This is a genomic window from Tomitella gaofuii (assembly GCF_014126825.1).
Lineage (GTDB): Bacteria > Actinomycetota > Actinomycetes > Mycobacteriales > Mycobacteriaceae > Tomitella > Tomitella gaofuii.
Genome location: NZ_CP059900.1, coordinates 2707213 through 2719093 on the forward strand (window position 1 = coordinate 2707213; position 11881 = coordinate 2719093).

The 11881-nt window shown below is 72.3% G+C and carries 11 protein-coding genes and 1 pseudogene; 5 read left to right on the top strand and 7 right to left on the bottom strand.

Features of this window, described 5'->3' with window-relative positions; genetic code table 11:
• The first annotated feature begins 186 nt into the window (after nucleotides 1-186).
• Nucleotides 187-378: a 50S ribosomal protein L28 gene (gene rpmB, locus H4F70_RS12570; protein ID WP_182348511.1), complete on the top strand. Its 192-nt coding sequence runs from the start codon at nucleotides 187-189 to the stop codon at nucleotides 376-378.
• Between the two features lie 80 nt (nucleotides 379-458).
• Here rpmB and H4F70_RS12575 read toward each other — a convergent pair whose 3' ends face one another.
• The 3 genes from H4F70_RS12575 to H4F70_RS12585 are packed head-to-tail and all read right to left on the bottom strand — an operon-like array spanning nucleotide 459 to nucleotide 2751.
• Nucleotides 459-1145: a uracil-DNA glycosylase gene (locus H4F70_RS12575; RefSeq protein WP_182357436.1), complete on the bottom strand. Its 687-nt coding sequence runs from the start codon at nucleotides 1143-1145 to the stop codon at nucleotides 459-461.
• A 5-nt stretch (nucleotides 1146-1150) separates the two neighbouring features.
• Entirely contained in the window at nucleotides 1151-1672 is a 522-nt protein-coding gene (locus H4F70_RS12580; RefSeq protein WP_182348513.1) for a gamma carbonic anhydrase family protein, read from the bottom strand.
• Between the two features lie 17 nt (nucleotides 1673-1689).
• Nucleotides 1690-2751, bottom strand: a complete 1062-nt coding sequence (locus H4F70_RS12585) for a thiamine-phosphate kinase (protein WP_182357437.1) — start codon at nucleotides 2749-2751, stop codon at nucleotides 1690-1692.
• 198 nt (nucleotides 2752-2949) lie between these two features.
• Here H4F70_RS12585 and H4F70_RS12590 point away from each other — a divergent pair, with 198 nt between their 5' ends.
• Nucleotides 2950-3633 carry a DUF3515 domain-containing protein gene (locus tag H4F70_RS12590; protein WP_182357438.1) on the top strand — a complete coding sequence of 228 codons (684 nt, stop codon included), beginning with the start codon at nucleotides 2950-2952 and terminating at the stop codon, nucleotides 3631-3633.
• A 57-nt stretch (nucleotides 3634-3690) separates the two neighbouring features.
• Here H4F70_RS12590 and H4F70_RS12595 read toward each other — a convergent pair whose 3' ends face one another.
• Together H4F70_RS12595 and H4F70_RS12600 are read right to left on the bottom strand one after the other, a co-directional pair.
• Complete coding sequence (locus tag H4F70_RS12595) at nucleotides 3691-4824, bottom strand: D-alanine--D-alanine ligase family protein (RefSeq protein ID WP_182357439.1); 1134 nt, start codon at nucleotides 4822-4824, stop codon at nucleotides 3691-3693.
• Between the two features lie 40 nt (nucleotides 4825-4864).
• Complete coding sequence (locus tag H4F70_RS12600; RefSeq protein WP_182348517.1) at nucleotides 4865-5863, bottom strand: NAD(P)H-dependent glycerol-3-phosphate dehydrogenase; 999 nt, start codon at nucleotides 5861-5863, stop codon at nucleotides 4865-4867.
• 166 nt (nucleotides 5864-6029) lie between these two features.
• Here H4F70_RS12600 and H4F70_RS12605 point away from each other — a divergent pair, with 166 nt between their 5' ends.
• The 3 genes from H4F70_RS12605 to H4F70_RS12615 all read left to right on the top strand — a co-directional run bounded on the left by H4F70_RS12605 (nucleotide 6030) and on the right by H4F70_RS12615 (nucleotide 10104).
• Nucleotides 6030-6791 carry a CofC family guanylyltransferase gene (locus H4F70_RS12605; RefSeq protein WP_182357440.1) on the top strand — a complete coding sequence of 254 codons (762 nt, stop codon included), beginning with the start codon at nucleotides 6030-6032 and terminating at the stop codon, nucleotides 6789-6791.
• 44 nt (nucleotides 6792-6835) lie between these two features.
• Complete coding sequence (locus tag H4F70_RS12610) at nucleotides 6836-9109, top strand: RNA degradosome polyphosphate kinase (protein WP_182357441.1); 2274 nt, start codon at nucleotides 6836-6838, stop codon at nucleotides 9107-9109.
• A gap of 68 nt (nucleotides 9110-9177) precedes the next feature.
• Nucleotides 9178-10104: an NUDIX hydrolase gene (locus H4F70_RS12615; protein ID WP_372497628.1), complete on the top strand. Its 927-nt coding sequence runs from the start codon at nucleotides 9178-9180 to the stop codon at nucleotides 10102-10104.
• A 210-nt stretch (nucleotides 10105-10314) separates the two neighbouring features.
• Here the strand turns inward: H4F70_RS12615 and H4F70_RS12620 are convergent.
• Together H4F70_RS12620 and leuD are read right to left on the bottom strand one after the other, a co-directional pair.
• Nucleotides 10315-11052: pseudogene (locus H4F70_RS12620) on the bottom strand (HU family DNA-binding protein); the annotation flags it as partial.
• A 180-nt stretch (nucleotides 11053-11232) separates the two neighbouring features.
• Nucleotides 11233-11838 (bottom strand): 3-isopropylmalate dehydratase small subunit, encoded by a 606-nt coding sequence (leuD, locus tag H4F70_RS12625; RefSeq protein ID WP_182348522.1) that lies wholly within the window; start codon nucleotides 11836-11838, stop codon nucleotides 11233-11235.
• Nucleotides 11839-11881: the final 43 nt, after the last annotated feature.

Here is an 11881-nt window from a genome sequence, read left to right on the forward strand (position 1 = left end):
ATTCTTGCACGGTTGCCTCGACCCGAGCACGGCTGCGCGCCACCCGCGTGCAGCCGTATCGCACGGGGCCGCTATCCTCTTTGCCGGGAAGGCTCGACTGCTCCGCCGGTAGGAAGAGATCGACTTACCTGCTTGCAGGAAAGACCTGACAACAACCATCCAGACTATTCGAGGAGTTCGACGACTATGGCTGCCGTCTGCGACGTCTGTGCCAAGGGACCCGGCTTCGGAATGTCCGTCTCGCACTCGCACCGGCGGACCAAGCGCCGTTGGAACCCCAACATCCAGACCGTGCACGCACGCCTGGGCAACGGCACCCGTAAGCGCATGAACGTGTGCACCTCGTGCATCAAGGCCGGCAAGGTCGCGCGCGCCTGACCCGCACGTAGGCACCGACTCCCTGTGCCCCGGACCCCCGCCACCGCACGGTGACGGGGGTTTTTCCGTGCACGGGCGCGCTACTGCAGCGCCCAGTCAACGGGGGCGGCCCCCTGCGCGATCAGCAGCTCGTCGGCCCGGCTGAACGGCCGGGAGCCGAAGAACCCCCGCGACGCGGACAACGGCGACGGGTGGGCCGACTCCACCACGGGAACGTCGCCCAGCCACGGCGTGAGGCTCTGCGCGTCGCGCCCCCAGAGGATCGCCACGAGTGGCCCGCCACGTGCGACCAGCGCCCGGATGGCCTGTTCGGTCACCTCCTCCCAACCCTTGCGGCGGTGCGACCCCGCCTCGCCCGGCCGCACGGTGAGCACCCTGTTGAGCAGCAGCACTCCGTTGCGGCTCCACGGCGACAGATCGCCGCTGTCCGGCACCGGCAGGCCGAGGTCCTCGGAGTATTCGCGATAGATGTTCGTCAGGCTGCGCGGGATCGGCCGCACCGACGGGTCCACGGAGAAGCTCAGTCCCACCGCGTGCCCCGGCGTGGGGTACGGGTCCTGCCCCACGATGAGGACGCGGACCCGGTCCATCGGCTCCGCGAACGCGCGCAGCACCGCGTCGCCCGCGGGCAGGTAGCCGCGCCCATCGGCCAGTTCCGCGCGCAGGAACTCGCCTATCGCTGTGATCCGCGGGGCCACCGGCTGCAACGCCGGCACCCAGGTGGGGTGGACGAGACCGTCGAGCGGTTGCGGTGCCGCACTGCGCACGCCCGTCACCCGATCCTCCGCAGCGCGGTCCGGTAGTGCTCCGCGTTCGCCGCATACATGTCGACGTTCACCTGCAGGTGCCCCTCCGGCACCGTGAATCCCTCGCGGACGCGCGCGGGCACCCCCAGCGCCATCGAACGGCCCGGCACCACGGCGCCGAACGGCACCACCGCGCCGGCCCCCACGACGGATCCCGCGCCCACGTGCGCCCCGTTGAGCACCACCGAGCCGGACGCGATGAGCGTGTCGTCCTCGATCACGGCCCCCTCGACGTGGGCGTTGTGCCCCAGCACGCAGCGCGCCCCGATGAGCGTCGGGTCGACGGGCGTGCAGTGCACCACCGTCCCGTCCTGGATGTTCGTCGCCTCGCCCACCTCGATGCGGCCGTAGTCGCCGCGCAGCACCGCGTGCGGCCACACGGAGGCGCCGGCGGCCAGGGTGACCGCGCCGATGACCACCGCGTCCGGATGCACGTATGCGGACTGGTGGATGTCGGGGACTCTGTCGTCCAGTGCGTAGATCGCCATTGCAGCAATGTATCGCCTCACCGGCCGAAGGCGACCCACCCCGGTGCGCCGCCGTAGGCGGAGTCCCCGAAAAGCACCGCCGGCCCGACGGGCGTCCGGCCGCCGCCCTCGGGCGCGTCACCGGGGGCGTGCACCGTGCCCACCGTCCGCCACCCCTCCGGCAGCGGCCCGGCCGCAGGGAACGTCGCCGCGAGCGCATGGTCCTCGCCGCCGCCGAGCACCCAGTCCCGCGGGTCCGCCCCGAGCGCGTCCGCGGCGGACTGCAGGTCATCGAACCGTGCCCCGCCGCCGGCATCCCCCCGCAGACCGGCGGGATCGACGCGGAGCACCACGTCGGAGTCCTCCGCGATGTGCCCCAGGTCCGCGGCCAGGCCGTCGGAGACGTCGATCATCGCCGTGGCGCCCGCGGCCGCCGCCTGCGGTCCCGCCGCGTACGGGGGCCGCGGGCGCCGGTGCGCATCGGTCAGCCGCGCCGCCACCGCATCGTCGAGCGCCACGGCGCACCCCGGCGCACCCCACCCGGCCTGCAGCAGCGCCAAGCCGGCCGCGGAGGCGCCGGTGCCCCCGCACACCGCGAGCACGTCGCCCGGGCGTGCGCCGCCGCGCCGCACCGCACGCCGTCCGCCCAGGGTGCCGAGTGCGGTCACGCTCAGCACGAGCTGCCGGGCCTGCACCAGATCGCCGCCGACGATCGCCGCACCTGCGCGCGCCGCCTCCGCGCGGGCCCCCGCCGAGAGCTCCTCGAGCACCCGGACGGGCGTCGACGGCGGGCAGCCGAGCGCCACCAGGAAGCCGGTGCAGACGCCGCCCATCGCCGCGATGTCCGCGGCGTTCTGGGCGATCGCCTTGCCGCCCACGTCCGCGGGCGCCGACCAGTCCAGCCGGAAGTGCCTGCCCTCCACGAGCATGTCCGTGCACGCCACCACCCGCGAGTCCGTGGCGGCGAGCACCGCGGCGTCGTCGCCGGTGTCGACGAGCACGGTCCGATCCCCTGCGGGCGGGCGCTCGCCGACCAGCCGCCTGATGACGCCGAACTCCCCCACCTCGGCCACCGTCGCTTCGTCCACTGCTGTGCGCATCCCCTTCCATGACGGGCGGCGCCGGCGGGCATGGTGCACGCCGGGGTGACCCCGCCTACACGGGTACCGTGGTCGCCGGTCGCGATACTAGCCGGGGACCATGCGGTGCCCGCGCGGCCACCGATCGCCCGCCCCGCGCCGCACCGCCGGCCCGGGGCCCCGAGGATCCCCCGCACCCACGAGGAAACCCACGCACCCATGACGAAACCCGACGGCAGCCCTTCCCCCGACGACTCCCCGGACCCCGCCGGGACCCCGGCCGGGCAACCGGCGCTCGGGGAGCACCGCTTCCACCCGGCGGTGATCGCCACCGCCATCGCGTTGCCCATCGCGCTGATCGTCGGCATCGTCGTCGCCGGGGTGCTGGTGGCGGGCTCCGACGACGCTTCCGACGACACCGGGCCCGTCGCCGTCAGCGGCGCCGTGCCCGCCCCGGAGTCCGGATCCGACGCGTGCGCAACGCTTCTGGCGGCGCTGCCGGACACGCTCGGCGACTACACCCGCGCCGAGCTCGCCGAGCCGGCCCCGGAGGGCGCGGCCGCGTGGCGGCCGGACTCCGGATCCGACGATTCCGCGGACCCCGCCGCCGCCGAGCCGATCGTGCTGCGCTGCGGGCTGGACCGGCCCGCCGAGTTCCGCCAGGGCGTCGGCATCCAGCAGGTGGACGCGGTGCAATGGTTCGAGGTCTCCGGCGCGGAGATGGGACTCGCGTCGTCGACGTGGTTCGCCGTCGACCGCCCCGTGTACGTGGCGCTGACGCTCCCGAACGGCTCCGGCCCCGCCCCCATCCAGGAGATGTCGTCGCTCATCGCGCAGGCACTGCCGGCGCAGCCCATCGACCCGGCCCCCGCCGCGTCCGCGCCGCCCGCCGACGGAAACTGAGCACCCCGCCCGGCCGGCGCGGGCCGGGACGGACGGGGGTTGAGCGCGGGCAGATGGTCAGCGCAGGCCGGTGCCGCGCGCGGCGGCGGTGTCGATCATTGCGGTGAGCAGGTCGGCGTAGCCGGTGCCGGCCGCCGCCCACATCTTCGGATACATCGAGATGGCCGTGAAGCCGGGCATCGTGTTGATCTCGTTGATGACGGGCCCGTCCGCAGTGACGAAGAAGTCCACGCGGGCCAGCCCCTGGCAGTCGAGCGCCCGGAAGGCGCGCACCGCCAGGGCCCGGACCTCGTCCGCCACCGCGTCGTCGAACATGGCGGGGATGTCGAACTCGCAGACGTCGTCGAGGTACTTCGTGTCGAAGTCGTAGAACGCCCCGTCGTCGGCTCCCGCCGCATCGGCCTCGGCCTCCGGCATGCGGATCTCGGCCAGCACGCTCGCCGACACCGTCCCGTCCGCGCGCTCGAGCACACCGCATTCGACCTCGCGGCCGACGATCGCGGCCTCCACGATGACCTTCGGGTCGTGGCGCCGGGCCTCGGCGAGCGCCGCCGGGAAATCCTGCCATGACCCCACCCGCGTGATGCCGATCGACGATCCGCCGCGGGCCGGTTTGACGAACACCGGCAGGCCGAGGCGCTCGCGCTGCGGCGCGGTCAGGGCGTCCTCGCCGCGGCGCAGCACCACCTGGGTGCCCACGGGCAGGCCGTCCGCGGCGAGCAGCTTCTTCGTGAACTCCTTGTCCATGCCTGCCGCGCTGGCCAGCACCCCCGGGCCCACATATGGCACGCCGGCGAGCTCGAGCAGGCCCTGGATGGTGCCGTCCTCGCCGAACGGGCCGTGCAGGACGGGGAACACCACGTCGACCTCGTGCAGGATGTCGCCGGCCTCCCCGTCCGCCAGCGACAGCAACGCGCCTGCGCGGGTGGGGTCGGCGCTCAGGGCCACCGGGGTCCGGGTGGCGTCGACGGCGGGCAGGCTCCGCCCCCGGGGGGTCAGCTCCGGCACCGCGCCCTGCGTGCAGTCCGGACCCAGCACCCACCGTCCGTCCTCGGCGATCCCCACCGCGATCGGCTCGAACCTGTCGCGGTCGAGGTGCGCGAGGACGCTGCCCGCCGACACGCACGACACCGAGTGCTCGCTGCTGCGCCCGCCGTAGACGACCGCGACCCTTGTACGACGATTGTTCACGTCCAGCACCGTACCTGCCGCCCCGCGCGGTCCGTGCCGCCTATTCCGGCTTGATCCGCCGTCCGAGAAGCTGCACCAGCGCCTGCGACACCGGAACCTGCTCGTGGCACACCGAGTGCACGGCCTCGGTCAGGGGCATCTCCACCCCGTAGCTGCGGGCGAGCTCGAGGATCGACGAGCACGACTTGACGCCCTCGGCCACCTGCCCGTGCGTGGCCTGCTGCGCCTGTTCGAGGGTCTCCCCCCGGCCCAGCCGCTCGCCGAAGGAACGGTTGCGGGACAACGGCGACACGCAGGTGGCCACCAGGTCTCCGACGCCGGCGAGCCCGGCGAGCGTCTTGGGACGCGCGCCCAGCGCCACCCCCAGCCGCGTCATCTCCGCCAGGCCGCGGGTGATGATTGCCGCGGACGTGTTCTCGCCCAATCCGATTCCGGCTGCCATCCCGCTGCACAGCGCGATCACGTTCTTGCACGCGCCGCCCACCTCGCACCCGATCACGTCGGTGTTGGTGTACGGCCGGAAGTACCCGGTGGCGCACGCCCGCTGCACGGCGACCGCGCGCACCGAGTCGGGGCACGCGATCACCGTCGCGGTGGGCTGCTCCGCCGCGATCTCCTTGGCCAGGTTCGGCCCCGACAGCACGGCGACCCTGTCGGCCTCCGCGCCCGTGACCTCCGCGATCACCTGGCTCATCCGCATGAGCGTGCCGACCTCGACCCCCTTGGCCAGGCTGAGCAGCGTGGCCGAGGCAGGAAGATCCCCCGACCATGCGGCGAGGTTGCCGCGCAACGACTGCGACGGCACCGCGAGCACCACCACATCCGCGCCGTCGAGGGCCTCCGCGTGGTCGTGGGTGGCGCGCAGCCCCTCGGGCAATCGCACCCCCGGAAGATAGTCCGGGTTGACCCGTCGCTGCGCGACGGCGTCCGCGACGTCCGCACGCCTGGCCCACAGCGTGACCTCGGTGCCCGCGTCCCGCAGCACCTTCGCGTAGGCGGTGCCGAACGAGCCCGCCCCCATCACCGCTGCCTTGACCACCCGTCCCCGTCCTTCCTGGCGCGCCGTGCACGGCAGCACCGCGTGCGGGCCGCCGGCGGACGCCTTCGCCTCCCGACGTCCCTGACCGTACCGGCCCGGCGGCGCGTCCGTTCGGCGCAGATCCCGCAGTGCGGCCACGGCCCCGCATGCTGGCATGATCGGAACCATGCCGACGCACGCGATCGCCGCCCCGCGCGTGCACGTCGTCGTTCCGGTGAAGAGCCTCGCCGACGCCAAGTCCCGCTTGTCCGCAGAGGTGCATGAAGCGCTGCGCCGCGAGCTGGTGCTCGCAATGCTCCAGGACACGCTGCGGGCGTTGCTGGAGTCCCCCGCCGTCTCCGCCGTCACGGTCGTCACGCCCGACGCCGCGGCCGCCGCCGTCGCCGCCCGGTGCGGAGCGTGCAGCATCGACGAGCGGCGGGCGCTCGCCCGGGCCGGCGGCTCCGGCGCCGGACCGCCCGCCGGCCTCAACGCCGCACTCACCGGCGCGGCGTACCGGGTGCGTGACACCGTCGCACCGGACCACCTCGCTTTCGTGCAGGCCGACCTGCCGTCGCTGCGCTCCGGCGAGTTCACCGCGGCCGCCGCGTCGGCCATCGCATCGGCCAGCGCACCGGCGGGACCGCCGGGCGTCCCGCCTCGCACCGGAATCGGGCCCGGCCGGGCGTACATCGCCGACCGGTCCGGGGCCGGCACCACCGCAATGTTCGTGTGCGGTGCGGCGACGCGCCTCCGACTCGGCTTCGGCGACGATTCCGCACTGCGGCACGCGGAGCAGGGCGCCGTCGCCCTCCCGGGTGCGTGGCCGGGGCTCCGCGCCGACGTCGACACCGTCGCAGACCTGCGCCATGTCGGCCGGCTCGGCACCGGGGCGTCGACCGAGGCGCTCCTGCGACGCGTCGGCGTCCCGGGCGCGAAGTCGCGATGAACAGTGCGAAAAATCGGGCCGGGCATCATGCACGACGCGCCGCGATGCGGAAGGATCGACACGTGCACGACGAAACAGACGGGGCCCGGTCCGCCGGCGCCGGAACCACAGCCCTCGACCCTGCCGCCGCCGCGACGGGCACCGGCGCGCCCGCGGGCGATCCCGCCCCGGGCGCCCCGCCACCTGCGGCCACCCCGGCGGCGCCCCCCGCCGCGACCATGCGCACCCCCCGCCCGGACACCGACCTGCCGCACGACCGGTACCTCAACCGCGAGCTGAGCTGGCTGGACTTCAACTCACGGGTGCTCGCCCTCGCCGAGGACTCCTCGCTTCCGGTGCTCGAACGCGTGAAGTTCCTGGCGATCCACGCGTCGAACCTCGACGAGTTCTACATGGTCCGCGTCGCCGGACTCGGCCGCCGCGACGAGGCGGGTCTGCCCGTCCGCTCGGCCGACGGGCTGACTCCGCGGGAGCAGCTGCAGCTCATCGGTCGCCGCACGCAGGTCACCGCCACCACGCACGCGCGGGTGTTCCTCGACCACGTGCTGCCCGAGCTGGCAGACGCGGGCATCCACCTGACCCGCTGGGAGGAGCTCGACGACGACGTCCGCAAGGGCCTGTCCGAGTACTTCCACGAGCGCGTCTTCCCCGTGCTCACCCCGCTCGCGGTGGACCCCGCCCACCCGTTTCCCTACATCAGCGGGCTGAGCCTCAATCTGGCCGTGACGGTCCGCGACGGCACCACGGGCAGCGAGCATTTCGCCCGCGTGAAGGTCCCGAAGAACGTCGACCGTTTCGTGCCCGTCGGCACCGTTTCCGACGGCGGGTCCGGCCGCGGCGATGCGGTGACCTTCCTGCCCATCGAGGATCTCATCGCCGCCCACCTCGACGTGCTCTTCCACGGCATGCAAGTGGTGGAGCACCACGTGTTCCGTGTGACGCGCAACGCGGATTTCGAGGTGTCGGAGGACCGGGACGAGGATCTGCTGCAGGCCCTCGAACGCGAGCTGGCCCGTCGCCGGTTCGGTTCGCCCGTGCGCCTCGAGGTGACCGACGACATGAGCGAGCACATGCTCGAGCTGCTGCTGCGCGAGCTCGACGTCAGCCCCGCGGACGTCATCCGCATCCCGGGCATGCTCGACCTGACGGGACTGTGGCAGCTGCACGGTCTGGACCGACCCGCGCTCAAGGACGCCCCCTTCGTTCCCGCCACCCCGCCCGCCTTCGGGGAGCGCGAGACCGCCCGGAACGTCTTCTCGGCCCTGCGCCGCGGCGACGTGCTCGTGCACCACCCGTACGACTCGTTCTCCACCTCGGTGCAGCGGTTCATCGAACAGGCCGCGGCCGACCCTCAGGTGCTGGCGATCAAGCAGACGCTGTACCGCACGTCCGGCGATTCGCCCATCGTCGACGCGCTCGTCGACGCCGCGGAGGCCGGCAAGCAGGTGGTGGCCCTGGTGGAGATCAAGGCCCGCTTCGACGAACAGGCCAACATCCGCTGGGCCCGCAAGCTCGAGGAGGCCGGCGTGCACGTGGTGTACGGGATGGTCGGCCTCAAAACGCACTGCAAGACCTGCCTGGTGGTGCGGCGCGAAGGCTCGGCCATCCGCCGCTACTGCCACATGGGCACCGGTAACTACAACCCCAAGACGGCGCGGCTCTACGAGGATGTGGGACTGTTCACCGCCGATCCGGAGATCGGCGCCGACCTCACCGACCTGTTCAACTCGCTCACCGGGTATTCGCGGGTCAACCGCTACCGGAACCTGCTGGTCTCGCCACACGGGATCCGGCGCGGCATCGTCGAACGCATTGCAGCGGAGATCGACGCCCACCGTGCGGGGCGGGCCGCCGGCATCAGGCTCAAAGCCAACGCGCTCGTGGACGAGCAGATCATCGACGCGCTCTACCGCGCGTCGCAGGCGGGCGTGCCGGTGGACATCGTCGTCCGCGGCATCTGCTGCCTCAAGCCGGGCGTCCCCGGCCTGAGCGACAACATCCACGTCCGCTCGATCCTGGGCCGGTTCCTCGAGCATTCGCGCATCCTGCACTTCGTCGGCGCCCAGGAGTACTGGATCGGCAGTGCCGACATGATGCACCGCAATCTGGACCGCCGGGTGGAGGTCATGGCCCGCATCACCTCCGAGGAGCTCACACCGGTCCTCGGCAGCATGTTCGACCTGGCCCTCAGTGCGGACACCCGCTGCTGGGTGCTGGGCGCCGACGGCACGTGGAGCGCCTCGCCGTCCGGCGACACCGACGTGCGCGACTACCAGGAGACTCTCCTGCAGGCCAGCCGCAGCGGGCCGATCGACTGATCCCGCGCCGCAGGCCGGGCGGAGGGCCGGATGCCGCCGGGCACCGGACCATCGCGCACAATCGGACCGTGAGCATCCAGAGCGGCCCGGCACCGCGATCGAGCACCGTCCACGCGGCCGGCACGGTGTTGTGGCGGTACCGCGGGGACGGACCGAAGCGGGAGTTCGCGGTGGTGCACCGGCCCGAGTACGACGACTGGTCCCTGCCCAAGGGCAAGCTCGACCCCGGCGAGCCGGCGGCCGCCGCGGCCGCGCGGGAGACCGTCGAGGAAACCGGATACACCGCCGGCCTCGGACGTTTCCTGCAATCGGTGTCCTACCCGCTCAACGCACGCCGGACCAAGGTCGTCGACTATTGGGAGGCGCGGGCGGCCGGCGGCGGGTTCCGCCCCAACTCGGAGGTCGACGAGCTGCGCTGGGTGCGGTTCCGGGACGCCGTCGAACTGGTGACCCACGACCTCGACCGCGCCGTCCTCGCCCGGTTCCGTGCACGGCGCCCGGGCGACGCCATGATTCTTCTCCTCCGCCACGCCCGCGCCGGGCGCCGCGGAGCGTTCGACGGACCCGACACCGCCCGGCCGCTCGACGACAAGGGAGCAGAGCAGGCTCGCCTGCTCGCCGCCCAGACGGCCGCGTTCCGTCCCACGACCGTGCATTCCGCCGACCACGTACGGTGCGTGGACACCGTCGCGCCGCTTGCCGGACACCTGCACACCGACGTCGTCACCGAGCCGACATTGTCGGAAGAGGCCTACGCGCTCGATCCCCAGGCGGGACGACGGCGCCTGCGCGAGATCGCCGGAGCGGGCGGGGTCGCGGCCGTGTGCAGCCAGTCGGGGGTGATCCCCGACCTGCTGCGATGGTGGTCCGCCCGCGACGGGCTGGCGCTGCCGTCCACCGAAACCCACAAGGCCGACACCTGGGTGCTGACGCTGCGCGCCGGGCGGCTCATCGCCGCCGACCGGCTGCCGGCGCCCGCTCCCGGCCCGCGCTGACGGCGGCTACTTTCCGGCGGACTTCTTCGCGGGCGACTTGCGCGGCGTCGACTTCTTCGCGGCCGCAGTGGTCTTCTTGGCGGCCGTGGACTTCTTCGCCGCCGTGGTCTTCGTCGCCGTGGTCTTCGTCGCGGTCGACTTCTTCGCCGGAGTCGCCTTGGCGGCCGTGGATTTCTTGGCGGCCGTGGATTTCTTGGCGGCCGTGGTTTTCTTGGCCGCCGTGGTTTTCTTGGCGGCCGTGGTTTTCTTGGCGGCCGTGGACTTCGTCGCGGTCGACTTCTTCGCCGGAGTCGCCTTGGCCGCCGTCTTCTTGGCGGCGGCGGACTTCGTGGCCGCCGTCTTCTTCGCCGCCGTGGACTTCTTGGCCGCCGTGGACTTCTTGGCCGCCGTGGACTTCGTCGCGGTCGACTTCTTCGCCGGAGTCGCCTTGGCCGCCGTCTTCTTGGCGGCGGCGGACTTCGTGGCCGCCGTCTTCTTGGCCGCCGTGGTCTTCTTGGCGGCCGTGGACTTCGCCGCGGTCGACTTCTTCGCCGGAGTCGCCTTGGCCGCCGTCTTCTTGGCGGCGGCGGACTTCGTGGCCGCCGTCTTCTTCGCCGCCGTCGCCGACGTCGCAGGCAGCGTGGGCGCACCCGAGCCGCGTTTGACCGCGACCCCGGAGGAGCTCAGCTTCTGTTTGCCGGCAACGAGTTCCTTGAACTGCGCCCCGGGACGGAAGGAGGGAACCCGCGTGGCGCGGACCCGCACAGTCTCGCCCGTGCGTGGGTTCCGTGCGACACGCGGTGCTCGCGCACGCTTCTCGAAGACGCCGAAACCGGTGATGGTCACGTTCTCGCCGGCGTGGACCGCGCGGACCACCGCGTCGACGAATCCTTCGACCACCGCCGTCGTCGTGCGACGGTCCGTGCCCAGCTTGTCGACCAGACCATCGATGAGTTCTGCCTTGTTCATCAGAAAGACCTCCCCTGACCGTGGTCCCGTCTCGGACCGTTTGCACGCCACGATAAACCGGGTCCGCCGCGCCCGTGGGCTTCCGCAGCAAACTTGGTCCGGAATTCTAACGCGCAAATACGTTCTGGGCAGGTTCTCGGCGGTCTTTTCCTCCCGACCGGCCGCGGCCCGCGGCCGGTCTCAGCCGGCGGCGGGCTCCGTCAGCGTGCGCGGCTTCCACTGCGGGCGCTGACGTTCGAATGCGTCGATCGACTCCGCGACGCGCAGTGTCAGGCCGATGTCGTCCAGCCCCTCGAGCAGCCGCCACCTGGTGTAATCATCCAGTTCGAAGGGAACGACGAGGGTGCCCGCGCTCACGGTCTTGGCCCGCAGGTCCACCGTCAACTCCGTGCCGGGGTGCTCTTCGATGGCCTTCCACAGCAGTTCGACGTCATGCTGTTCCACCTCCGCCGCGACGAGCCCCTGCTTGCCGGCGTTTCCGCGGAAGATATCGGCGAAACGTGACGAGACGACGACGCGGAAACCGTAATCGGACAGCGCCCACACCGCGTGCTCACGCGAGGATCCGGTTCCGAAGTCCGGGCCCGCCACCAGTACCGAACCGCGATCGTACGGCGGCGTGTTGAGAATGAATTGCGGATCGCTGCGCCACGCCGCGAACAGCGCGTCTTCGAAGCCGGTGCGCGTGACCCGTTTGAGGTACACCGCCGGAATGATCTGGTCGGTGTCCACATTGGAACGTCGCAGTGGCACACCGATACCGGTGTGGGTGGTGAAGGGCTCCATCGTCTCGATTCCCGTCTGTGCTGTGCGTGCGGATCAGGGTGTG